Raw genomic sequence first — 23,060 nt, forward strand, 5'->3', positions numbered from 1 at the left:
CCCCGACGGTCCGCCCCGTGGATCCTTCGGCAGAGAGGAAGCATCGTGCGCAGCGTCTTCATCACCGGTTCGGCCCAGGGCATCGGCCACGAGACGGCCCGGGTGCTGATCGAGGCCGGGCACCGGGTGGTGGCCCACGCCCGGGACGAGCGGCGCGCGGCCCAGGTGCGCGCCTCGCTGCCCGGCGCCGCAGCCGTGCTGACCGGCGACCTCGCGTCGCTGGAGGGCACCCGCGCGCTGGCCGCCCAGGTGACCGCGGCGGGCCCGTTCGACGCGGTGGTCCACAACGCGGGCGTGGGCGGCGGCGCGTCCCGCCGCGAGGTCACCGCCGACGGGCTGGGCCGGATCTTCCAGGTGAACGTGGTGGCGCCCTACCTGCTGACCGCGCTCTGCCCGCGGCCGGCGCGCCTGGTGTACCTCACCTCGGGTCTGGAGTCCGCGGGCCGCCTCGACTTCGACGACCTGACGCTGGAGAAGCGCGAGTGGGACGGTATGCGGGCCTACGCCGACAGCAAGCTGATGGACGTCGTCCTGGCGTTCGCGGTGGCGCGCAGGTGGCCGGACGCCGTGGTCAACGCGGTGGATCCCGGCTGGGTCCGTACCCGGCTCGGGGGTCCGGACGCCACGGACGCGCTGCCGGACGGGGCCGGGACCCCGGTGTGGCTGGCCGTCTCGGACGAACCGGAGGCGCTGGTCACCGGCCGCTACCTCAAGCACCGGGTGTCCCTGAGGGCCAACCCGGCCGCCTACGACCCGGAGGTCCAGGAACGGCTGCTGGAGGTCCTCGGCGGCATCACCGGCGAGACCGTCGCCGGTGATGCCGCCGGGGGGCTCGCCACGTCCTGACCCCGGCGGACCGGCGGGCACGGCGCGCGGAGCCGGTCACGCCGTGCCGGTGAGCCGGAGGCGGGTGCGGGCCGGGGCCGACGGGGGCAGCGCGGCGAGGATCTCCTCGAGGGTCGTCCCGGCTAGGGTGCCGCGCCACGCCTCGTGGGCCTCGGCCATCTTCGCGGCCAGCACGCAGGGGTTCCGGCACTCCTCGGCGGGCAGCGCGCCCTTCCCCCGCATCCGGATCTCGCGGCACTCGTAGGGCGACGACGCGCCGTCGACCGCCTCAACGATCTGCAGCAGGGTGATCTCGGAGGCGGGCCGGGCCAGCCGGAACCCGCCGCGCGGGCCGGTCGTCGCGGCCAGCACGCCGGCCTTCACCAGCGACTGGAGCTGCTTGGCGAGGTACGGGGCCGGGAGGTCGTAGTACTGGGCGAGCTGCGCCGCGGACGCGGTGGCTCCCGCTTCGAGCTGCGCCAGCGAGGTGGCGCAGTGCAACAGCCATTCGGTGCTCACAGGCAGCTTCATGCCCCCGATCCTAATCAAAGACATTGCAGACCTGTATTGTCCGAGATAGCGTCGCACCGGCACGCGAGACAGAGGAGAGGTCGTCATGTCAGCCATGCGGATCGCCGTGGCCGGAGCCACCGGCAACATCGGAGCCCTCACCGTCGCCGCCCTGGAGCGGTCCGGGCACCAGGTCGTGCGGGTCAGCCGCTCCCTGGGGGTGGACCTGACCACGGGAGAGGGTCTCGACGCCGCCCTGGAGGGGGTCGAGGCCGTGGTGGACGCCACCAACGGCACGGCCACCGACCGCGAGGAGGCGGTGGCCTACTTCGGCACCACCACCCGCAACCTGCTCGCCGCCGCGGCGCGGGCCGGCGTGCGCCACCACGTCCTGCTCTCGATCGCCTGCCTGGACCGCGTCGAGGGCAACGCGCACTACGCGGGCAAGCGCGAGCAGGAGCGCCTGGTGTCCGGCGGCCCGGTGCCGTGGACGATCGTTCGGGCCACCCAGTTCCACGACTTCGCCGCGATGGTGACGAGCTGGACCGAGCGGGACGGCGCCGCGACGGTCGCTCCGCTGCTGCTCCAGCCGATCGCCCCCGCGGACGTGGCCGAGATCCTCGCCGAGATCGCCGTGGGGGAACCGCGGGGGCTGTACCGCGACATCGCCGGCCCCGAGCCGCAGGACCTGGTCGACATGGCCCGGCGCACCAACGAGGCGCGCGGCCGCACGGTCAGGCTGGTGCCCACCTGGACCGGGCTGTTCGGCACGGAGATGGCCGGCGAGGTCATGCTGCCGGGCGAGGACGCCCGGATCGCACCGACCACCTTCGACGAGTGGCTCGCCGGGCAGCGGTGACACCACCGCGGTCCTCCCCGCCGCCGGACGCGCGGCGGGAAGGACCCTCGGCCCCCGGCGGGACGACCGGTGACGGGGCGACGGGGCGATCGGGCGACGGGGGCGCCTAGGCGCAGTACTGCGCCTGCTTCCCGATGGACCGGTACATGCAGTCCGCGTTCTCCAGCAACTGCAGCACCGCGTCACGGTTGCGCGCGGTCTCCCGATCGATCACCTCGTCGGGCGGGTAGAACCCGCCGCCGGAGCTGGAGGCCGGGTACATCTCGAAGGTGTACGAGAAGATCTTGTGCACGCCCCAGAGGTAGTCGTTGATCGACCCGTCCGTGACGTACAGGTCGCTGGACTGCTGGGCGGTGTAGCCGTTGCTGGCCGCCATCTTCTGCCCCACAGCGGCGAAGGCGTTGCGGTCGTCGGCCGTCATGCCGGCCGCGGTGTCGGAGTAGGTGTAGCCGTACGGCCAGAGCACCAGCTCGCTGTAGGTGTGGAAGTCGACGCCCGCCGTGATCTGCTGCTTCCCGCCCACCACGCGGCTGCGCACGAAGTCGGCGACCACCTTGACCTCCTTGGCCGACTCGCCGGCCGTGCCTCGGTAGGTGTCGGAGGACGGTGAGGCCGACGAGCCCCCGCAGCAGCCCCACCGGTAGTTCCAGTTGCGGTTCAGGTCGGTACCGACGTAGGAGGAGCCGGAGTTGGGCTGGCGGTTCTTGCGCCACGAGCGGTAGGAGCCGCTCGCGATGTCGTACTCGCCGCCGTCCGGGTTGAGGTCCGGGAGGATCCAGATCTCGCGCCCGTTCACCATGTTGGTGACCCGCGAGTCGGTGCCGTAGTCGCCGGTCAGCTCGCGGAGCAGGTAGAGCGCCATCTCGACGGTGAGGTGCTCGCGGGCGTGCTGGTGGTGGGTGAACAGCACCTCCGGCTCCGCCTCGTCGGTGGCGACGTTGTCGCTGATCTTCACGGCGACGATGTCGCGCCCCTGGTAGGAGGTGCCGATGACCCGCTGGGAGGCGATCTGCGGGTTGGCCCGGACGATCGCGTCGATCTCGGCCTTCATCTCGGCGTAGTTGTGGTAGCGGGAGTCCGCGGACGGGAAGTCGAGGGGGCGGACCTCGTCCTCGCCGGCGGACCGGTCGGGCACCTGGCCGAGCGGCGTGATGTCGTAGCCCTGCGCGCGCAGCTTCTTGATCTGGCCGGGGCGGCCGGAGACGACCACGCCGTGCCCGTGGACCTCGTCGACGGTGACGCCGGCGCGCTGCAGCGCGGTGCGGTCCTCCGCGGTGGAGTGCAGGTGGATCTCGTACTGGCGGACCTCTTCCACGGCCTGCGTCTGCGCCGCGGGACTGTCGTCGGCCACGGCCGAGACGGGGGCCGCGAGCGCGAGGGCCAGCACGGCGGCGAGGGCGGCGGTGCGTCTGCGGCTTCGGACGCCCTGTCCGCGGTGGGTGAGTCGCATGAAGTCTCCTCTTTTCTCCTGGAGTTCCGGATTGTTCCGGCTCTGGGGAGTGGAGCGGGGGTCGTGCCGGGGTGTGACACGCGCGTACGACATGCCGGTACGGGTGTGGCGCTCATCGTGGGGAAACGGCATGCCCTGGTCAAGGGCGGAATCCGGATGCCCTGACCTGAACCGGCCCGCGGCCGCGAGGTGGCCGCCACGGCGGCCCTCCACCCTGAGGGCCTGCGCCCTCCGCCTCCGGCCCGCACGGCGAACGACCCGGCGCACCCGCCCCTTCCGGCCAATCCGCATGGCATGAGCATGCCTTGGCGGTCCCGCTGGGCAGGCTCCTTGACGCTCCATCCGGGCCGCGCCCGGTCCCACCCGGCGGCGCGCCCCTCACCCCGTCCCGGTCACGAGCCGGAGCGGGCCCCCACGACGAAGGGACAGCCAGCCATGCAGAAGTCCTTGTGGCTCAAGGCGGTCGGCACCGCCGTCGCCGCCACCCTGGCCGCGGCGACCGCCGCCCACGCCGCACCCGCACCCGCGCCCGCGTCGGCCGGAGAGGTGCACTCCGCGGCGGTGACCCTCCGCTACGACGACAGCCGGGCCGCGGGCTGGGAGGCGGCCGTTGCCGCGGGAGTCGCCTCCTGGAACCAGACCGTCGACAACGTCCAGCTGGTCGAGGCCGCGCCCGGCACCCGCGCCGAGATCGTGATCGTCGCCACCAGCGGCTGGCCGCAGGCGATGCTCGGACCGGTGCGCCCGGGCGGTCAGGTGCGCGTCGAACTCGGCAGCCAGGCCGTCGCCCAGGGCTACAACAAGACCCGCATCGCCGCCCACGAGCTCGGCCACAGCCTCGGCCTGCCCGACACCAAGCCGGGCCCCTGCTCCCAGCTGATGTCCGGCTCCACCGCGGGCGTCAGCTGCACCAACGCGGTCCCGAACCTGACCGAGCGGTCCCGGGTCGAGTCCTACTACGGCGGCTTCGCCTCCCGCGTTCCGGCGGACGGACGCGTCCTGGCCGACGCCGGCTGACCTGGCCTCACCTGACCTGACCTGACCGATCCCGTAGCCCCGTGGCCCCGTGGCCCCGTGGCCCCGACGGCTGGCGGCACTTCGGCGCGGCCAGGCCGGGCGCGTCAGGCCGGGCCCGTCCGGTCAGCGTCGGCGTTTCGGCCACCCCCGTTCCCCCTGCCGTCCCGTGACGGGGGCGGGTGGATGCATCCTCCATGCTCCGCCACGCCTCCGTTTCCGGGATTTCCGGAGCGACCGAAACACATGTGTTCGACTCGCGGTCGGGGTCGTTGAGCCTCACGACCACACCGGACGACCGTCAGGGGGCTCCACGTTGACCTCGGCTGCCACGAACGAACAGCAGGACACCCCACCCCCTCCGCCACCCCCCGCGGAGATCACCTACCAGGGGCACTACTCCGTCAATCCGCTGGCCGAGGCCTCGTTCCGGCGGATGTGCGCCCGCATTCCCGCGGTGCTGGGCCGGATCCTCCAACTCGCCTGGCGGACCGACCGCCGCGCCGTGCAGCTCCTGCTCGGCTGCCAGGTCGTCACCGGCGTGTCCGCCGCGGTGCTGCTGACCGCCACCGCCCGCGCCATGACTCCGCTCCTCGGGGACGGCTCCGCCGCCGACAGGCTGGGCGCGGCCCTCCCCGCCCTGCTGGTGGCGGGGGTCGTGGCCGCCCTGACCCGCTGCGCCACGGCGGTGGCCGCGTACGCCGACCGGCGGATCACTCCGCTGCTGACCACGCGCACGGACAGCGCCCTGGTCGAGGCGGTGTGCCGGGTCGAGGCGGCGGTGTACGCGGAGGGCGGGTTCTCCGACCGGCAGGAGGCGGCCGAGATGGGCGTCATCCGCACCCAGGTCATGGTCGCCGACGCCCAGCGGTTCACGGCCGCGCTGATCCGCATGGTCACCGCCGGCGGCGTGCTCTCGGTGCTGAACCCGCTGCTGCTGCCGCTGCTCCTGCTGGCCGTGCTGCCGGCGGGGGTCGGCGCCGTCCTGACGGCCCGGGTCGACTACGAGATCCACTACGCCAACATCGCCGACCGGAACGTGCGCGGCATGATGCGCTGGTGGGCGACCACCTCCAAGTACGGCGACGAGGTCCGCGCCAACTCCATGACCGACTACCTCGTCCACTGGTACCGGGCCCTGTCCGAGCGTTGCGACCGGCGCACCCTGGCCGCCGCGCCGCGGACCCTGCGCATCGCGCTGCTCGCGGCGCTCGCCGGCGGCGTGTTCCTCGTCGCGACCTGGGGCGCCCTGGCCTGGCTGGCGATCTCGGGCCGGATCGACCTCGCGGTCGCCGCCACGGCGGTGATCGCCGTCCAGACCACCCTCGCCGCGCTCTCCCAGGTGGTCGTCAACGGCGCCGCGGTCTTCCACACCAGCCTGTACCTGGGCGACCTGCAGGCGTTCCTCGACGACGCCACCGCCCGGGCCCCGCGCCGCGGACCCCACCGGCTCTCCGCGCCGGTCGAGGAGATCAGGCTCGAGGAGGTCTCCTACCGCTACCCCGGCAAGGAGGCGACCGCCGTGTCCGGCGTCTCCCTCACCCTGCGACGCGGCCGGATCCTCGCGATCGTCGGGGCGAACGGCTCCGGGAAGTCGACCCTCACCCGGCTGCTCACCGGCATCTACCTCCCCGACAAGGGACGGGTGACCTGGAACGGCACCGACCTCGCCGACACCGACCCGGCCACGGTGTGGGCCCACACCGGCCTGGTCCCCCAGATCTTCGCCCAGTGGCCGCTGCGGGTCCGCGAGAACGTCACCCTCGGCCAGCCCCGCACGCACGACGACGACGCCGTGTGGGAGGCCGTCGACGCCGTCGGCCTGCGCGAGGCGGTCGAGGCGCTCCCCTCCGGCCTGGACACCCTCCTGTCCCGCGACACCTTCGGCGGGACCGAACTCTCCGGCGGCCAGTGGCAGCGCATCGCCTGCTCCCGGGCCCTCTACCGCCGCCCCGCGCTGCTGATCCTCGACGAACCCACCTCCCAGATGGACCCGCGCGGGGAGCACCAGATCTTCGAGCGGATCAAGGCGATCGCCGCGGACCGCATCACCATCGTGGTGACCCACCGTCTGGAGAACACCAGGATCGCCGACCACATCGTCGTCATGGAGCAGGGCCGGATCACCGAACAGGGCCGCTGGGACGACCTCGTCCACGCGGGCGGAACCTTCGCCGAACTGCTCCGCCTCTCCCAGGACCGCTGACCCGCCCGCGCCCACCGCCGCCCGGGGGAGCCCGCCCGCGACCGTGCGGGACTCCCCCGGCGCCCCCCGCGCGCTCCATGCGCCCTGGTGAGCAGGCCCCCGACGGGGTTCAACTGGCGGAGGGCACGCGCACACACCCGCGCACCGCCACCGCGTCGACGGAAGGGACCCCGTGACCCCGACCTGGCTTCCGCCCGAGCAGTACGCCGAGACCCTGATGAAGGCGACCGGCTTCGCCTGCCTGTTCTTCACCGACGAGGACGACAACCCCCTGCAACTCCACTCCGTGTACTCGGAGTTCCACCCCTGGCAGCTTCCCGGTGGCGCCATGGAACCGGGCGAGCGGCCGTGGCGCACCGCGCTGCGCGAGTGCGCGGAGGAGACCGGCATCTCCTACCCCGGTCCACCGCGCCTGCTCGCGACCGTCTACGGCCTGCCCGGGCCCGCGTGGCCGTACAGCACGGTGGGCTTCGTGTTCGACGCCGGCCGGCTCACCCGCCGGCAACTGCGCGACATCGTCCTGGACCCCGGGGAGCACGACGACGCCCGCGCCCTCCCGCTCGACGCCTGGCGTCCGCTCGTGCCGCCGCGGGACCTGCTCCGTCTCGAGGCCCTGCTGGAGGCGCGCCGCACCGGCGCCACCGCCTACTTCGAGACGTGGGACTGGGAGGACCGGTGAACGGCCTCCTGGGCGCGACGCTCCGGCGGGCCTACGGCCTGGAGGCGGCCGAGGCCGTCCGTGTCCCCGCCGGCACCGCCACGGCCAACTACCGCGTCACCGACCAGGACGGCGGAACCTGGTTCGCCAAGGTGTACCGCGCCCCGGGGGCGCTGGAACCGGAGCTGGCCGCGATGGAACTGGCCGAGTTCGCCCGTGCGGGCGGCGTACCGGTACCCGAGGTGCGCCGCACGCGCGACGGCGGGCGGATCACCGTGGAACCCCTGCGGATGTCCCTGTGGACCTGGGTGACCGATGCCGGGACGGCCGAGGGCGGTCTGACCGGGGCCCGCTGGCCGGCCGTCGGCGCCGCGCTGGGGCGGCTCCACCGCCACCTGGCCACGCATCCCGCCGCCGTGCCCGCCCTGCGCCCGGGCCGGGAGGCGTCCCCGGTGCGGCGCAACCGGGCGCGGTTCGACCGGATGATCGCGGAGTACCGCCGCCGCGGCCCCGCGGACCCGTTCGAGGCGTGGGCCCTGGAGGCCGCCGAGCAGCGGCGGGACCTGCTCGGCCGGGCCGTCGCGCTGCTGGCGGGCCTTCCGCCGCTGACCCACCAGATCGTCCACGGGGACCTCGCCTCCCCCAATCTCCTGCTGCGCGGCGACGAGGTGGCGGCCGTGATCGACTTCTCGCCGCCCCGGCCCCGCTTCACCACCTGGGAGATCGCCCGGATCGGTCTCGACCCGCGGACCGTCCTCCTGGGCGACCACTGGCTCGAGGGCCTTCCCCGGCTCCTCGCCGCCTACCGGCAGGAGCATCCCGCCGCGCGCGTCGACGACCTCGCCGCCACCGTCCGGCTGGGCTGCGCCTGCGCCCTCGCCTCGACCTATCCCCTCGCCGAGCCGCTGGACCACCCCGAGGCGGTGGACGAGTCGCTCCGCGTCTACGCCAAGGCCCGGCACGAGGCCGCGCTGATCATGCTCGACCGTCTGGAGGAGGCCGAGGAGATCGTGCGCGGGAGCACCTGACGCCTCGCGGGGAGCCGGCCGGGGCGGGGATGACGCGGCGGTCGCCGCCCCGCCCGCCCCGGCGACCCGCCTCAGGGGACCTCGGTGACCGGCTGCCGCACCGGTCCGAGCGGGAGTTCGACATGGCGACGACGCCCGCGCCCCGCCAGGCGGCAGCCCCAGCAGTCCGGGTGTCCTTCTGCGGCCGCCCGGTCCCTCGTGCGCCAGGGCTGGTCGACGGGCGGGCGCGGTCCGCCGGGCTTTCCCCAGCCGGCCAGGTGCAGCGCCCAGGCCAGGAGGACAGCTAGGGCGACCACGCCGAGGCCGAGCCAGAACCCGGCGGGCCACCCCGCGACCATGGCCGCGCCGGAGAAGGCGAACCCGGCGAGGGCGAGGCAGGCACCGGCCCATCCGGCGACGGTGTGACCGAGATCGTAGCCACCATGCATGCCGCTCACGTTCCGCGTTCCCCCTTCGGTCGGGCGCGTCTGTATCTTCGCTTCGAGCACCGGACAATTTAGCTCACGAGCTAAGTAGCTTAGATCGTAAGGAGAATCGCGATGGAGGGCAAGCCCCGTCCCGAGGCGACGCCGCAGCAGGCACTGGATGCCATGGACAGGTTGATCGCCCTCGCCCTCGTCTCCCAGCACGACATCGCCCAGCGGCTGGGGCTGAACGTCACCGACCTGACCTGCCTCGGCCACATCATCGGCGCCGGAACGCGGCACCTGGCCGCCGGAGATCTGGCCGAGCGCGCGAACATCACCACGGGCGCCGTGACCGGCGTGCTGAACCGTCTGGAACGAGCCGGCTACGTCCACCGGCAGCCCGACCCGCACGACCGCCGGCGCGTCCGCGTCGCCCTCGACGCGTCGGCCGCGGCCCGCGTCTTCGCCGTGTACGGCCCGCACTACGAACGGCTGGGCGCGCTCTTCGCCGACTACACCGCCGACGAGACGGCCGTCCTCGCCGACTGGTTCGTCCGCGCGCACGCGGCGATGCAGGACTCGCTCGACGAGATCCGGGAGAAGTAGCCGGCGCTCCGCCCGATCGCCCGCGCCCGAGTTGCCGCGCCCGGCCGATGGTGGAGGGTGGGACGGAGAGGTGCGGGAAGGGAGCGCGATGGAGGCCGGGCACGCCGACGACTCGATGGTCCTCAACGCGCTGCTCGGCGACTCCCCCCAGGGGATGTTCGTGTTCGACGCCGAGCGGCGGGTGGTGCGCTGCACCCCGTCCGGGCGGGGCGTGCGGGGACTGCGGACCGAGAACGTCGTCGGCCGCGGCCTCGACGAGTTCGCCCCCGGCTTCGACCGGCGGGAACTGATTGCTCTCTTCGACGAGGTGTCAGCCCGTGGCGTCGCGGTCCGCGGGCGGCTGATCCGCGGCCGGGCGCCCTCCGAACCCGGCGTCACGCTGGCGCTGGAGGTGTCCCTGTTCCCCCTGCGGCACCCCGGGCGGGCCGGGCACGGCGGGCAGGCCGGGGCGCCCGGCCTGGTGGCGGTCGTCGAGGACGTCACGGAACGGCACGCGGCCTCCGAGCGGCTGGCCGTCCTCGGGGAGGTCCACAGGTCGGTCGGCTCCACCCTCGAGGAGGAGGCCACGGCGCACGAACTGGTGGAGGCCCTGGTCCCCCGGTTCGCCGACGCGGCGAGCGTCGACCTGGTCGACGACGGGGCGCCCGACCGCAACCGGCCCGTGGGGCCGCTCTCCTCGGAGACCCCGCTGCGCCGGGCGGCGTTCAAGCCGCCGTCGGCCGACGCACGGGTCCGCGACCCGGGCGACAGCGCCCCGTTCCCCTTCCCCACGCCGCACACCCAGGTCCTCAACGACACGCATCCCCGACTGGTGTCCGTGGGGGTCGACGAGCCGTGGATCGCGACGGACCCGCAGGGCTTCGCCCCGCTGCTCGAGGCGGGCGTGCACTCGATGATCGTGGCGCCGCTGATCGCCCGGGAGGCGACGCTCGGGCTGCTCACCGTGTACCGGAACCGGCCCGACGCGTTCGGGGCGGACGACCTCGAGGTGGCCCGGCAGGCCGCCCTGACCGCCGCGGCCCACCTGGACAACGCCCGCAGCTACCGGTGCGAGCACACCATCGCCTCGACGCTGCAGCGCCGGCTCCAGCCCGGGACCGTCCCGCGGATGTCGGCCGCGGAGACCGCCCACGTCTACCTCCCGGAGAGCGCGGGCGGCGACTGGTTCGACGTGATCCCCCTGTCCGGCGCGCGGGTCGGCCTCGTGGTGGGCGAGGTCATCGGCCACGGCATCGAGGCGGCCGCCACGATGGGGCAGCTGCGGACCGCGCTGCGTGCCCTGGCGCTCCAGGACCTGGAGACGGAGGAGCTGCTCACCCACCTGGACGAGGTGGCCGCCCAGCTGGAGCACTCCGCCCCGGACCCGGGCGGCTCGGTGGCGACCTGCGCGATCGCGGTCTACGACCCGGTGTCCCAGCTCTGCACCGCCGTCCGGGCGGGCCACGTCGCCCCGGTGGTGCTGGGGCCCGACGGATCCGTCCGCCCCCTGGACGTGCCGGAAGGCCCGGCCCTCGGCGCGGGCGGCCGACGCGCGTACACGCCGGTCACCGACCGGCTGCCCGAGGGAAGCCTGCTCGCCCTCTACACCAACGGCCTGGTGGCGACCCACAGCGACCCGGTGCTGGCGCGGCGGCACCTGGAGCGCGTCCTGGCGCCCACCGACCGGCCCCTGCGCCAACTGTGCGACGCCGCCGTCTACCACATGGCGCCCACCGGAGAGGACGACGCCGTCCTGCTCCTCGCACGGGTCGGCGCCCTCTCCCCGGACCAGGTCGCCGAGTGGACGCTCCCGTCCGAGTCCTCCGTGGTCGCCACCGCCCGCCGCCTGGTGGAGCAGCAGCTCGGCGCGTGGGGACTGGAGGAGATCTCGTACACCACCGAACTGATCGTCAGCGAGCTGGTCACCAACGCCATCCGGTACGGCAAGGGCCCGATCCTGCTGCGCCTCATCCACGACGACCACCGCCTGCTGTCGGAGGTCACCGACCGCAGCAGCGCCAGCCCGCACCTGCGTCAGGCGCGGGAGAGCGACGAGGGGGGCCGGGGGCTGTTCATCGTGATGAAGTTCAGCGAGCGCTGGGGCGTGCGGCACAGCCGGCACGACAAGACCATCTGGTCGGAGCAGAAGCTGGGGGCCGAGCAGCCGGCGGCGGACCTCTTCCCGGACCTGACCTGACCGACTCGGTCGGACCTGGACGACTCGTTCGGACCTGGACGACTCGTTCGGACCTGGCCGACCCGGACCGGCGCGGATTTGTCTAGACCTGTTTTGTCTAGACCTCTTGCCCGCCCGTGATCCGCGGGCTACGTTTCCCGCAGTTCGGAGCCCTTCACTCTTCCTCCAACTCCCTTGTCGAGCAAGGCTGGAAGGAGCATGCCCGCATGCAGGACCGGAATCTGTCCAGGCGAACCGTCCTCGCCTCCGCGACCGTGGTCGCCGCGAGCGCGACGGGCGTCGTGGGCGCGGCGGCTGCCCCCGCGGTCGCGCACCGGCGCGACGACCGCCACCTCAGGCGGATCCTCTCCACGATGAGCGTGGAGGCGAAGGTCGGCCAGCTGTTCGTGCCGTACTTCTACGGCACGTCGGCGACCTCTCCCAGCCAGTACGACCAGGAGCGCAACCTCAAGGAACTCGGCGTCCGCACCGTGGCCGAGCTCATCGCCAAGTACCACGTCGGCGGTGTCATCTACTTCTCCGGCTGGGCGAACAACATCCAGGACCCCCGCCAGGTGGCGGCCCTGTCGGACGGGGTGCAGCGGGCCTCGCTCGCGCTGCCCACACCGGTGCCGTCCCTGATCTCCATCGACCAGGAGCACGGGGCCAACGTCCGCATCGGCAGCGGCGCCACCCAGCTGCCGGGGGCGATGGCGCTCGGCGCGGGCGGCTCGCTCTCCGACGCGCGCACCGCCGGACGGATCTCGGGCGCCGAACTCGCCGCCCTGGGCATCCACCAGAACTTCGCCCCGGTCGCCGACGTCAACGTCAACCCGGCCAACCCCATCATCAACATCCGCTCCTTCGGCGCCGACCCCGGCGAGGTCAGCCGCATGGTCGCGGCCCAGGTGCGGGGGTACCAGCAGGCCGGCGTCGTGGCGTGCGCCAAGCACTTCCCGGGCCACGGGGACACCGCGGAGGACAGCCACACCGGGCTGCCGGTGATCACCCACACCCGTGAGGAGTGGGACCGCGTCGACGCCCCGCCCTTCCGGGCCGCGATCGCCGCCGGCGTGGACTCGATCATGACCGCCCACCTCCAGGTTCCCGCGCTCGATCCCAGCAACGAGCCGGCCACCCTGTCGCCCGCGATCCTCCAGGGCGTACTCCGCGGTGAGCTCGGCTTCGACGGCGTCATCGTCACCGACGCGCTCAACATGCGGGGCGTGCGCACCAAGTACGGCGACGACCGCGTGCCGGTGCTCGCCCTCAAGGCCGGCGCCGACCAGCTGCTGTTCCCGCCCGACATCGACGTGGCCTTCCACGGCGTCCTGGCGGCCGTCCGCAGCGGGGAGATCACCGAGGAGCGGCTCGACGCGTCGGTCCTGCGCATCCTGCGGCTCAAGGACAAGGTGGGCCTGCTCCGCGGCAGCCCGTACACCTCCGCGTCCGAGATCGAGCGGGTGGTGGGGGCCCGCCGGCACCGGCTCGCCGCCGCCCGGATCACGGAGCGCACCACCACCCTGCTGGTCAACCGGAACAGGGCCCTGCCGCTGCGCCGCGGACAGCGGAAGCTGCTGGTGGTGGGCGCCAGTCCCGCCTTCCCGACGGACGCCACCCGGTCCACGGTGCCGGAGCTGGCCGCGGCGTTCGACGAACTCGGGTACAGCACCGTCCACCTCGCCACCGGCCGGACGCCCGACGCGGCGGCCATCGACGCGGCGGTGGCCGCGGCGCAGGGGCGCGACGCGGTGGTGGTCACCACCGACAATGTGGGCGCCGCCAGCGCCCAGCGCACCCTGGTGTCCCGGCTGCTCGCGACGGGCGTCCCCGTCGTCCACCTCGCGGTGCGCAACCCGTACGACATCGCCCACCTCGGCGAGGTCCCGGCCTCCCTGGTCTCCTACTGCTGGACCGAGGTCGAACTGCGCGCCGCCGCACGGGTGATCGCCGGCCGGGTGGAGCCGCGCGGCAAGCTGCCCGTACCCGTCCAGCGTGCCGACGCCCCCTCCCAGGTCCTCTTCCCCGCCGGGCACGGCCTGACGTACGACGACTGACCCCCGCCTGCCCGCCCCTTCCGGCCCCGGTCGCTCCCCGTCGAGGGGAGCACCGGGGCCGTTCGCCGTCGGCCCACGCGACCAGGGCGCCGGAAGTCCCGCCCCCCGTACAGCCGCTCCCTCTCGGCGGGGAGTTCGCCGCCCGGCGCGCCGCTCGGGCATCACCCGGTGGCCGCCCCAGGTCGCGAGGACCGAGGGCCGTCCCAGGAACCGGCGGGACAAGACATCACAAACGGCGAACCGCCGACGATCTTCGGCGGCGCGTGCACCAGTTCGCGCCGGACCCCTTTACGCGCCCGCCGGGCGTCTGCCACCATCCGGTCGCAATTCCTTGCAGAAAGATTCCGACAGAACTTTCACTCGGTCTCTCCCTCCCCCCATAGGCAGGCCAGGCAGCAGACCGCCGCGGTGAACTCCGCGGCCTGGCCGACCGGTTCGCTGGAGAACACGCATGAGAGAACGCACGACCCCGCGACGCCGCGGGCTGCCGGGACGCCCCCTGTCGGCCGTCACGGCCGCGGCAGGCGCCCTGAGCCTGCTGATGACCCTGCCCGCCACGTCGTTCTCCGACGTGGAGACGGCCCCGGTGGCGGCCGCCGAGTCCACGGCGACCGTCTTCTACTACACGAAGACGAAGAACTGGGCCGCGTACAACCTGCACTACGCGCCCGACGGAGGCTCCTGGACCACGGTTCCCGGGGTGGCGATGGAGGCCGCCTGCACGGACTGGGTCAAGAAGACGGTCAACCTCGGCACGGCCGGCGGCCTGCAGGCGACCTTCAACAACGGCAGCGGCACCTGGGACAACAACGCCGGCCAGAACTACGACCTCGGCACCGGCGCCATCACCGTCAAGGACGGGGTGGTCGCCCACAGCGACCCGTGCGCGGGCACCGGGGGTCCCGGGACCGACCCCACCCCGAGCCCGTCCCCCGGCCAGGGCGCCAACAGCGCGACCGTCTACTACTCGACCGCCACCGTCGGCTGGACCACCACCAACCTGCACTACCAGCCGGCCGGCGGCGCCTGGACGGCCGTGCCCGGCATCGGCATGGAGGCCGCCTGCACCGGCTGGATGCGGCGGACCGTCGACCTCGGCTCGGCCACGTCGATGAAGGCAGCGTTCAACAACGGCAACGGCACCTGGGACAACAACAACGGCGGCGACTACACGCTCACGAGCGGTGTGAGCACCGTGAAGGACCGGGTGGTGGTGAAGAACGCCACCGACCCCTGCGCGGCGCAGGTGCCGGACACCCAGGCGCCGTCCGTGCCGACGAAGGTGACCGCCAAGGCCGACGGCGTCTCCGTGCTGCTGACCTGGGAGCCGTCCACCGACGACAAGCAGGTGACCCGGTACCAGGTCACCCGCACCGGCGGGACGAAGGGCACGGTGGTCACCGACGTCGCCTCGACCGTCCTGTCGGTGGCGGACCTGGAGGAGAAGACCGCCTACACCTTCACCGTGCGCGCCGCCGACGCCGCCGGCAACCTCTCCGCCGCCTCCGCGGCGGCCACCGCCACCACCGGCGTGAAGCCGCCCGCCGCCGCGCAGGGCAAGCCGCTGGGCACCGACCCGCGCAAGGACCCCATCTACTTCGTCCTCACCGCCCGGTTCAACGACGGGGACAGCTCCAACAACCGCGGCGGCGGCCAGCACGAGCGGTCCGGCAATGCCGCCAACAACGACCCCATGTTCCGGGGTGACTTCAAGGGCCTGATCAACAAGCTGGACTACATCAAGGGCCTCGGCATGTCGGCGATCTGGATCACCCCCGTGGTCCTCAACCGGTCCGACTACGACTACCACGGCTACCACGGTTACGACTTCTACAAGGTCGACCGCCGCCTGGAGTCCGCGGGAGCCTCGTACCAGGACCTCATCAACGCAGCCCACGCCAAGGGCATGAAGATCTACCAGGACGTCGTCTACAACCACTCCTCGCGGTGGGGCGCCAAGGGGCTGTTCACGCCCAAGCACTACGGCGTCCGCGACGCCCAGTGGAGCTGGTACTACGACGAGCCCAACTCCTCCTTCGAGTACGACGGCCTGTCCGTCGAGCCGAAGTCCGGGAAGTCCCACTACAACGGCGACCTGTGGTCCACCGCCGAGCCCACCGGCAACACCTGCCTCAACTGGGGCAGGCCGACCCCCTCCACCTCCCCCGAGGGGTACCGCATCTACAACTGCCAGTGGCCCAACGCCACGTCGGGTGCGTGGCCCAAGGACGTCTACCACACCTGCTGGCTGGGCAACTGGGAGGGCGAGGACTCCCGTTCCTGCTGGCTCCACGACGACCTGGCCGACTTCAACACCGAGAGCGCCAAGGCCCAGAACTACCTGATCGGCGCGTACAACAAGTACATCGACATGGGCGTCGACGGCTTCCGCGTCGACACCGCCGTTCACATCCCGCGCACCACCTGGAACCGGCGCTTCCTGCCCGCGATCCAGGAGCGGGTCACCCAGCAGCACGGCGCCGAGGCCGCGAAGAACTTCTTCGTCTTCGGCGAGGTCGGTGCCTTCGTCAACGACAAGTGGAACCGCGGCTCGGTCAACCACTCCGCGCAGTTCTTCACCTGGAAGGAGCGCAAGGAGTACAGCGCCGACGACGCCAAGGCCGCGCTCGAGATGTACGAGTACGAGAACAACGCCGGCACGGCGGCGCAGCCGACGTCCACCAACGCGTTCCTCGCGGGCAACGACTACCACGCGCCCGACCACAGCCGGTTCTCCGGCATGAACATCATCGACATGCGCATGCACATGAACTTCGGCGACGCGTCCAACGCCTTCCACAACGGCAAGGACTCTGACGACTCGGTCAACGACCCCACCTACAACGTCGTCTACGTCGACAGCCACGACTACGGCCCCAACAAGAGCGGTGAGCGCTACACCGGCGGCACGGACGCCTGGGCCGAGAACATGTCGCTGATGTGGACCTTCCGCGGCATCCCGACCCTCTACTACGGCTCGGAGATCGAGTTCCAGAAGGGCAAGAAGATCGACTGCGGGCCCACCTGTCCGCTGGCCACCACCGGGCGCGCCTACTACGGCGACCACCTCCAGGGGGAGGTGACGGCCTCGCAGTTCGGCAAGGTCGACTCCGCCTCCGGCGCCGTCGCCACCACGCTGTCGCAGCCGCTGGTCAAGCACGTGCAGCGGCTCAACGAGATCCGCCGCGCGATCCCCGCCCTCCAGATGGGGCAGTACTCCACCGAGGGCATCAGCGGCGAGATCGCCTACAAGCGCCGGTACACCGCGGGCGGCACGGACAGCTTCGCCCTGGTCACCGTCACCCACGCCGCCACCTACAGCGGCATCCCCAACGGCACCTACAAGGACGCCGTCACCGGTGACACCCGGGTGGTCACCGACGGGAAGCTCTCCGTCGCCGCCCCGGGCAAGGGCAACCTGCGGGTGTACGTCCTGAACGGTCCCGGCAGGATCGGCACCGCCGGGACCTACCTGAAGTAGCCGGCCACCCGGGATGATCCGGAGCCCCGGCGGACGGCCGACACCGTCCGCCGGGGCTCCGCCGCGTCATCGGACGGCGGCGCGAGGCCCCTCCCCCACCGCTGCCCACGCTCCGGCACCGGCTGGGGAGGCAGGTGCCATGGCGGGGATCGTCGAGCGGCTGACCCCGGACGGACCGGGGGAGCCGTGCCGGTGGGTGTGGTGACGCCTCGATTCCCGGGCCGGTTCCGCGCAGTTCGGGAGCGGCGGGTGGGTCTCCGCGCGAACTGCCGGGAGCCAGGCCGTAGTCGCGTGGGGGGTGGGGTGGGGGAGCCGGACGCGGTACCAGGCCGGGGAGTTCGTGCCCTGCTCGTCGATGATGGTCTGGCCGTGGAGCAGGCGGCACTCCGCTTCCAGGACGTCGTGGTGCCAGACGCGCATCCCCACGACGTTTTCCGCCGTGTACGGCAGCAGCGGGTCGACGGCCAGGCCGAGGCTGCACTCGCGGGCGCGGTCCGTGCGGTTCTGGCAGGCGTGTTCGGCGTTGTACACCCGGATCCGCACCGGCTCCGTCCCGCCGTCGGTGTCCGGGAGCAGCGGCAGGGCCGCGCAGACCGTCATCGCGCATGCCGCGAGTGTCAGCAGCGCCGTCCGGGAGCGTCGGGGCCGGGGGCCTGTCCGGTGGGCGCGGACGCGGGCCAGCAGCGCGGCGGCCGTATGGGGTGCGCGGGCGGTGTGCGTGGGGGCGAGACAGTCGGCTGCCACCGCGCGCCAGAACTCGGGGACCGTGTGGTCCATGCGTAACGGGGTGCGGCCCTCCGCGTAGGCATGGACGGCGGCGCTGCGGGCGGTGGCGGTGGCCCCGGGGAAGGGGGACACGCCGCCGGCGAACACCTCGTGGATCAGGATGCCCAGCGCCCAGACGTCGGACGTCGGCCGGACCCGTACGCCGTCGACGCCCAGGGGTTCCTTCCAGCGCTCGGGCGGGAGATAGTCCGGCGTTCCCACGGGGGCGGTGTAACCGTGGGTGCCGGTCAGCTCGATGGCGAGGCCGAAGTCCGACAGCCGTATCTCGCCGTCCTCGCCGATCAGGACGTTCTCCGGTTTCAGGTCGCCGTGGATCCAGCCCGAGGCGTGAAGATGCGCCAGGCCCTCGCAGATGCCGGCGACGATCCGGGCACCGCGTTCCTGGTCGACACCGGTGCCGAGGAGTTCCCGGAGGGTGCACCGGGCCCGTTCCATGACCAGGACCCGGGCGCCGTCCAGGTCCGGGTGGTCGGGGGCGTCGAGGACGAGATCGTCGAAGAGCCGCACCAGCCGGGGGTGCGGCGCCTTCCGGGCCAGTTCCACCTCGCGGCGGGCCGCGGTCGCGACGTGGCGCGCCTGCCGCGGAGCGAGCCCTGCCGTCGGCATGACCTTGAGCGCCACATGCTCCGGACCTCCCGGCCCGGCGCGCCGTCCCCCGTAGACCGTGGCCCAGCCGCCCGCGCCCAGGGGCTCCTCCACGATCCAGTTCCCCACCCGGTGACCGCGGGGAAGGAGCTCCGGTGAACGCATCACGCCCTTCCCGCACGCCCACCCGGGTCCGTGCGGGGCGGCAGGAGCGTCAGGTGCTCCTCCGACACGATCCCGAACTTCAGCGCGAGAGCGACGACCGCCTCACGCTTGCCGTGGCGACGGTCCGCACGGTCGGGGGCGGGGGTACCGATGCGGAGTTTCTCCTCGGCCAGGTAGTCGATGTGCGACGTCACGGCGCGAGCGGTGAGCTTGGTGCAGCCGGGATGACCGCGAAGCCGCTCGACGACCTGAGGGGTGGTGGGGACGGCGGCCGGAGAAGCGTCACGCAGCCACGGCTCGCACAGGGCGACCAGGACGAGGAAGTAGGTGGCGGTCTGGTCCAGGTTGTACGCCATCAGGGTGCGGCTCTCCCCGGAGGCCCCCACCGCCTGCGGGTCCAGATACACGTGATCGGGGGCGTACACCTGGAGGCACACGGGGGCACCGCGGCGCGACGGCAGCACCACACGGGAGAACTCGAACGGGATCGGGGTCCCCACGCGCCGCGGCGGGACGCGCACGTACTCCCCGGCGCCCTCGGGGTTCTCCACCAGGTAGCCGTGCGTGGAACTGAGGTTGCTCAACTGCCAGTGGTCGTCGGTCGCGCGGATCTCACCCGCGACACGGGAGACCGCCTCGTCGCCCAGGCGCAGGTCGACGGGAACCGTGGCGGAACCGCGGCCGAAACGCACCCACTCGCCCGGGCCGAGCCGCAGCGTCACAGGACGCCCGTTCCGGTCTTCCCGCAGGTGGACAACAATCCCGCTCACCCGTCACCGCTCCCCCGTCCGGATCCGTGCCGACAGGGTGGAGAGTACCCACTCGCGCACCGTACGCCACATGCCCGTGGGCGGCGGCCCGAAGCCTCCGCTCCCCGGGCCGCCGGGACGACAGGGCGGAGATCACCGTGCGGGAGATCACCGTGCGGGGGATCACCGTGCGGGGGATCACGGTGCGGGCGCTCCCGGCCTGAGCGTCAAGACCGTGCGCGTTCCGAAGGCCGTCCACGGCCGCCACCCTCCACCCGCCACCGGGCAGCGCCTGTACCCGGGTGCGGAGCCGGCCGTCGGCGGTGACGGCGAACACGTGGATCCGGCCGGTGGCGTCCATCGCGGCCGACGGTGGACCGGCGAGGACGACACCCGTCTCGTCGAAGTCCTCACCCCGCGCCCCGTCGGGGGCCCAGGCGCCGCCGGGGGTCAACTGCCAGCGGTGGGCGATCCGTTCACCGCCCGGGTCGACGCCGAACGCCTCGAGCCGGCCGTCGGCGCCCGGTACGATCAGCGGCGCCCCGGCCGACCAGCCCAGCAGGTGCCGCCACTCCCCCCAGCCGCCGCTCGGTTCCGCCTGCCGGCGCTGGAAGCCCCCGGTTCCGGACGGGGCGATCGCCGTGACCTCGAGCCGTCCGGTGCCGTCCCGCACGACGCAGGGCGCGCCGCCGGCCGGGGTGCCGAAGCGGGCCCACGCCGACCAGGCGCCGCCTGGTGACAGTTGCCAGCGGTGGAGGAGCCCCGTACCGCCGCGGGCGAGGGAGAAGACCTCCAGGCGGCCGTCGGCGTTGCGGCCGAGGGCGGGTACGGCGCCGGCCGGGGTCCCGAAGGTCTCCCAGGCCGACCAGGTGTCGGTCTCGGGGTCGAGCTGGACGCGGCGGAGCATGGAGCGGTCGCGGGCGTCGAAGGCGAACACGTTGAGCCGGCCGAGAACGTCGGCGGCGGCGACGGGATTGTCCGGGCTCTGCCACGGGGGTGGGGTGTTCTGCCAGGTCAACGGGGCGATGTGGAGGCCTTTGCGGAACCAGCCGGCGGCGCTCGCGTACCACCGCCCGCCGTCCGTGACGGGTTCGACGGCGTGGCCCGGGATGTGGCCGGCATAACCGTCGAGGGTGAAGTGGTACGGATCCCGTGAGGCGAGGACGTCGGTGCCGTCGTAGCCGTTGCGGGGGCCGATGAACAGGTAGTACCAGCTGTCCCGTTCGAGGACGTACGGGGATTCGGTGACGGAGACCCCGTCGCTCTCGGTGGACTCGTCGGTGAAGGCGGTGCCGGGTGAGCTCCAGTTCAGCAGGTCGGTGGAGCGCCGGTAGGAGACCAGGTGCCGGCCGTCGGGGGCGGACACCTCTGTGTAGTACATGACCCAGGCGCCGCCGATGCGCGTGACCATCGGGTCACGGGCGACGATGCCGCGGAAGAGCGGTCCGGACGGCACGCGGGTCCAGGTGAAGAGGTCGGTGGAGGTGGCGGCGTTGATGGCGGCTCCGGTGTCGCCGCCGGCGGCGTAGAACATCCAGTGGACACCGTCCACCGCGATGACGTGCGGCGCCCAGAGGTGCTTCTCGCCGTGGTAGCCGGGGTCCGCGGTCAGGGCGGCGGGGTGGGTGGTCCAAGGGCCGTCGAGGGTGGGCGCGGAGGCGTGCGCGAAGGAGGTCTCGGCGCCGCTGTCGGGGGCGGTGCCGGGGGGTGCGCTCCGGCCGACGATGCTGAAGAGGTGCCACCGGCCGCCGGACTTGATCAGGCTGTGGTCGTTGAGGTAGCGCCGGACGCCGGACGAGGACGGGTCGTACACAGGGGCGAAGGGTCCGGCGCCGAGCCATGCGTGGGCGGCGGACGGGAGTGGAGCGGCGGACGAGGGTGAGGCGGCGGAGGCGGTGCGCGCCGGGAGCGGGAGCACGAGGGCTCCCGCTCCGGCGGTCCGCAGCAGGCGCCGCCTGCTGATCGGATACATCGGTGCGACTCCGGGTGCGTCAGTCGACGGGTGGGCCGGCCGTGGAGTTCAGCCAGGCCCAGTCGGACCAGGTGGCGTGTCCGGTCTGCCACTTGTGGTAGACCCCGGCATGGCTGGTGCCGAAGACCTCGATACGGCCGTCGGCGTTCGCGGTGGCGGTGATCTCGGCGCCGCCGGTGCCGAAGGCCTCCCAGCCGCCGTACCGGGCGTTGACGCCGGTCTGCCAGATGTGCTGGGCGGCGGTCTCGTTGATGGCGAACACCTCGACGCGGTTGTCCGGTGTGCGCTGGCTGGTGAGCTGCGCGTCCGCGAGTCCGCCGGTGGGCTCCCACGCGGACCAGCTCGTGGCGTTGGTCTGGTACTTGTGGAACACCCCGACCGGGCCGGACGCGAAGACCTCCAGGCGGCCGTCCTGATTGTGGTCGACGGTCAGGTCGTGCCCGCCCTCGCCGAACGCCTCCCACGCCGACCAACCGCCGTTGACCCGCGTCTGGTACAGGTGCTGGAACGTCTCGCCGTTGAGCGCGAACACCTCCAGGCGGCCGTCGGGCGCCTTCTCCGTCTCGACGGCACTGTTGGCGGGACCCCCGGTCGGCTCCCAGGCCGACCAGCCGCTGTTCGGCGCGGTCTGGTACTTGTGGAACACACCGACCGGACCCGAGGCGAACACCTCGAGCCGCCCGTCACCGTTCGAACCCACGGCGACGTCGTGACCACCGGTGCCGAAATTCTCCCAGCCCGACCAGGCACCCGAGGGGCGCAGCTGGTACATGTGCTCGAAGACGCTTCCGTTGACGGCGAAGAGCTCCAGCCGCCCGTCCTTGTTCGGGCCGACCGCGAGCTGGGCGTCACCCGGTCCACCGAGGAACTCCCACGCCGACCAGTCGCTGTTCGGGTCCGTCTGCCAGGCGTGATGAACGCCGTCGGCACCGGCCGCGAAGAGCTCCAGCCTCCCGTCGGCACCGCGGGCGGAGACCACGCGACCCGACTCGGCCGGATGGACCGGCGGTGCGGGGGCCGGTCCGGGGCCGGGGAAGCAGGGGATCCGGATGCCCCGCTCGGCGAGATACGGGACCGGGTCGACGCTGACCCCGGGGCGTGCCCAGACCCGCAGATGCAGGTGCGGGCCGGTGGACTGGCCCTCGCTGCCCATCAGCGCGATCCGCTGCCCGCCGGCCACCCGGTCGCCCACCTGGACGTCCCGGTGGTACATGTGCCCGTACTCGGTGGTGGACCCGTCGGGGTGCAGGATCCGGATCCACTGGCCGTAGCCCGGTTCGTGACCGGAGATGGTCACCTCGCCGGGGCCGACGGCGTAGATCGGGGTACCGGTGGGGGCGGCGATGTCGATCCCGTTGTGGCCGGCGTGATGACCCTGGGACAGGTACCCCGTCGCCGGGCAGAAGCCGGTGTACGCGGCAGCGGCCTCGGCAGGGGCGGCGGCGGCCAGGGGTGTCAGGAGCAGGCCCGACAGCAGGGCCGAGACCGCCGCCAGGGCGACGGGCCACACCCGTCTCGATAATGCCAGAAACATGACAAGCCCCTCG

Annotated in this window: 17 protein-coding genes; 10 read left to right on the plus strand and 7 right to left on the minus strand. The window is 73.0% G+C overall.

Annotation, left to right across the window (positions count from 1 at the left end; genetic code table 11):
* Window positions 1–45: 45 nt before the first annotated feature.
* Window positions 46–846 carry an SDR family NAD(P)-dependent oxidoreductase gene (locus ABZ836_RS06270; RefSeq protein WP_361139842.1) on the plus strand — a complete coding sequence of 267 codons (801 nt, stop codon included), beginning with the start codon at window positions 46–48 and terminating at the stop codon, window positions 844–846.
* A gap of 36 nt (window positions 847–882) precedes the next feature.
* Here ABZ836_RS06270 and ABZ836_RS06275 read toward each other — a convergent pair whose 3' ends face one another.
* Window positions 883–1,356 (minus strand): Rrf2 family transcriptional regulator, encoded by a 474-nt coding sequence (locus tag ABZ836_RS06275; protein WP_356127769.1) that lies wholly within the window; start codon window positions 1,354–1,356, stop codon window positions 883–885.
* Window positions 1,357–1,441: 85 nt separating this feature from the next.
* Between ABZ836_RS06275 and ABZ836_RS06280 the strand changes: the two genes are divergently transcribed.
* Window positions 1,442–2,194, plus strand: a complete 753-nt coding sequence (locus tag ABZ836_RS06280) for an NAD(P)H-binding protein (protein ID WP_361139845.1) — start codon at window positions 1,442–1,444, stop codon at window positions 2,192–2,194.
* 106 nt (window positions 2,195–2,300) lie between these two features.
* Here ABZ836_RS06280 and ABZ836_RS06285 read toward each other — a convergent pair whose 3' ends face one another.
* On the minus strand, window positions 2,301–3,644 hold the full coding sequence (locus ABZ836_RS06285) for a M14 family metallopeptidase (protein ID WP_361139848.1): 1,344 nt from the start codon (window positions 3,642–3,644) through the stop codon (window positions 2,301–2,303).
* 435 nt (window positions 3,645–4,079) lie between these two features.
* On the opposite strand from ABZ836_RS06285, the gene ABZ836_RS06290 reads away from it, so the two are divergent.
* From ABZ836_RS06290 to ABZ836_RS06305, 4 genes are all read left to right on the plus strand, one after another.
* A complete protein-coding gene (locus tag ABZ836_RS06290) occupies window positions 4,080–4,661 on the plus strand; it encodes a snapalysin family zinc-dependent metalloprotease (RefSeq protein WP_361139851.1) in 582 nt (193 codons plus the stop codon).
* Window positions 4,662–4,974: 313 nt separating this feature from the next.
* Window positions 4,975–6,864, plus strand: coding sequence for an ATP-binding cassette domain-containing protein (locus ABZ836_RS06295; protein ID WP_361139855.1), 1,890 nt, complete (start codon window positions 4,975–4,977; stop codon window positions 6,862–6,864).
* Between the two features lie 172 nt (window positions 6,865–7,036).
* Window positions 7,037–7,543, plus strand: coding sequence for an NUDIX hydrolase (locus ABZ836_RS06300; RefSeq protein WP_356127781.1), 507 nt, complete (start codon window positions 7,037–7,039; stop codon window positions 7,541–7,543).
* On the plus strand, window positions 7,540–8,550 hold the full coding sequence (locus ABZ836_RS06305; RefSeq protein WP_361139859.1) for a phosphotransferase: 1,011 nt from the start codon (window positions 7,540–7,542) through the stop codon (window positions 8,548–8,550). The genes ABZ836_RS06300 and ABZ836_RS06305 overlap by 4 nt, the downstream gene beginning before the upstream one ends.
* Before the next feature lie 71 nt (window positions 8,551–8,621).
* On the opposite strand, the gene ABZ836_RS06310 is transcribed toward ABZ836_RS06305, so the two are convergent.
* Window positions 8,622–8,978, minus strand: a complete 357-nt coding sequence (locus ABZ836_RS06310) for an HGxxPAAW family protein (RefSeq protein WP_361139862.1) — start codon at window positions 8,976–8,978, stop codon at window positions 8,622–8,624.
* Between the two features lie 111 nt (window positions 8,979–9,089).
* On the opposite strand from ABZ836_RS06310, the gene ABZ836_RS06315 reads away from it, so the two are divergent.
* The 4 genes from ABZ836_RS06315 to ABZ836_RS06330 all read left to right on the plus strand — a co-directional run bounded on the left by ABZ836_RS06315 (window position 9,090) and on the right by ABZ836_RS06330 (window position 17,256).
* Window positions 9,090–9,563 (plus strand): MarR family transcriptional regulator, encoded by a 474-nt coding sequence (locus ABZ836_RS06315; RefSeq protein WP_361139864.1) that lies wholly within the window; start codon window positions 9,090–9,092, stop codon window positions 9,561–9,563.
* 88 nt (window positions 9,564–9,651) lie between these two features.
* The gene (locus ABZ836_RS06320; protein ID WP_361139867.1) at window positions 9,652–11,739 is read left to right on the plus strand and encodes a SpoIIE family protein phosphatase; all 2,088 of its coding nucleotides are present in this window, start codon (window positions 9,652–9,654) and stop codon (window positions 11,737–11,739) included.
* Window positions 11,740–11,945: 206 nt separating this feature from the next.
* Window positions 11,946–13,775, plus strand: a complete 1,830-nt coding sequence (locus ABZ836_RS06325; RefSeq protein ID WP_361139870.1) for a glycoside hydrolase family 3 protein — start codon at window positions 11,946–11,948, stop codon at window positions 13,773–13,775.
* A 541-nt stretch (window positions 13,776–14,316) separates the two neighbouring features.
* Window positions 14,317–17,256, plus strand: a complete 2,940-nt coding sequence (locus tag ABZ836_RS06330; RefSeq protein WP_361140278.1) for a carbohydrate binding domain-containing protein — start codon at window positions 14,317–14,319, stop codon at window positions 17,254–17,256.
* A 66-nt stretch (window positions 17,257–17,322) separates the two neighbouring features.
* Here the strand turns inward: ABZ836_RS06330 and ABZ836_RS06335 are convergent, their stop codons facing one another.
* From ABZ836_RS06335 to ABZ836_RS06350, 4 genes are all read right to left on the minus strand, one after another.
* Window positions 17,323–18,792, minus strand: a complete 1,470-nt coding sequence (locus tag ABZ836_RS06335) for a serine/threonine-protein kinase (RefSeq protein WP_361139873.1) — start codon at window positions 18,790–18,792, stop codon at window positions 17,323–17,325.
* Window positions 18,792–19,514 carry an FHA domain-containing protein gene (locus ABZ836_RS06340; protein WP_361139876.1) on the minus strand — a complete coding sequence of 241 codons (723 nt, stop codon included), beginning with the start codon at window positions 19,512–19,514 and terminating at the stop codon, window positions 18,792–18,794. The genes ABZ836_RS06335 and ABZ836_RS06340 overlap by 1 nt, the downstream gene beginning before the upstream one ends.
* Complete coding sequence (locus ABZ836_RS06345) at window positions 19,405–21,354, minus strand: glycosyl hydrolase family 32 (protein WP_361139879.1); 1,950 nt, start codon at window positions 21,352–21,354, stop codon at window positions 19,405–19,407. The genes ABZ836_RS06340 and ABZ836_RS06345 overlap by 110 nt, the downstream gene beginning before the upstream one ends.
* Before the next feature lie 178 nt (window positions 21,355–21,532).
* A complete protein-coding gene (locus ABZ836_RS06350) occupies window positions 21,533–23,047 on the minus strand; it encodes a peptidoglycan DD-metalloendopeptidase family protein (RefSeq protein WP_361139882.1) in 1,515 nt (504 codons plus the stop codon).
* Between the last annotated feature and the right edge of the window lie 13 nt (window positions 23,048–23,060).

The organism is Streptomyces sp. NPDC047130, assembly GCF_040643475.1.
Taxonomy (GTDB): domain Bacteria; phylum Actinomycetota; class Actinomycetes; order Streptomycetales; family Streptomycetaceae; genus Streptomyces.

What these genes read in the sequence shown, in the direction of transcription:
- ABZ836_RS06275 (WP_356127769.1), bottom strand. Translation starts at nt 1,356, where the DNA reads ATGAAGCTGCCTGTGAGCACCGAATGGCTGTTGCACTGCGCCACCTCG.
- ABZ836_RS06280 (WP_361139845.1), top strand. Translation starts at nt 1,442, where the DNA reads ATGTCAGCCATGCGGATCGCCGTGGCCGGAGCCACCGGCAACATCGGA.
- ABZ836_RS06285 (WP_361139848.1), bottom strand. Translation starts at nt 3,644, where the DNA reads ATGCGACTCACCCACCGCGGACAGGGCGTCCGAAGCCGCAGACGCACC.
- ABZ836_RS06290 (WP_361139851.1), top strand. Translation starts at nt 4,080, where the DNA reads ATGCAGAAGTCCTTGTGGCTCAAGGCGGTCGGCACCGCCGTCGCCGCC.
- ABZ836_RS06310 (WP_361139862.1), bottom strand. Translation starts at nt 8,978, where the DNA reads ATGCATGGTGGCTACGATCTCGGTCACACCGTCGCCGGATGGGCCGGT.
- ABZ836_RS06315 (WP_361139864.1), top strand. Translation starts at nt 9,090, where the DNA reads ATGGAGGGCAAGCCCCGTCCCGAGGCGACGCCGCAGCAGGCACTGGAT.
- ABZ836_RS06320 (WP_361139867.1), top strand. Translation starts at nt 9,652, where the DNA reads ATGGAGGCCGGGCACGCCGACGACTCGATGGTCCTCAACGCGCTGCTC.
- ABZ836_RS06325 (WP_361139870.1), top strand. Translation starts at nt 11,946, where the DNA reads ATGCAGGACCGGAATCTGTCCAGGCGAACCGTCCTCGCCTCCGCGACC.
- ABZ836_RS06330 (WP_361140278.1), top strand. Translation starts at nt 14,317, where the DNA reads ATGACCCTGCCCGCCACGTCGTTCTCCGACGTGGAGACGGCCCCGGTG.
- ABZ836_RS06335 (WP_361139873.1), bottom strand. Translation starts at nt 18,792, where the DNA reads ATGCGTTCACCGGAGCTCCTTCCCCGCGGTCACCGGGTGGGGAACTGG.
- ABZ836_RS06350 (WP_361139882.1), bottom strand. Translation starts at nt 23,047, where the DNA reads ATGTTTCTGGCATTATCGAGACGGGTGTGGCCCGTCGCCCTGGCGGCG.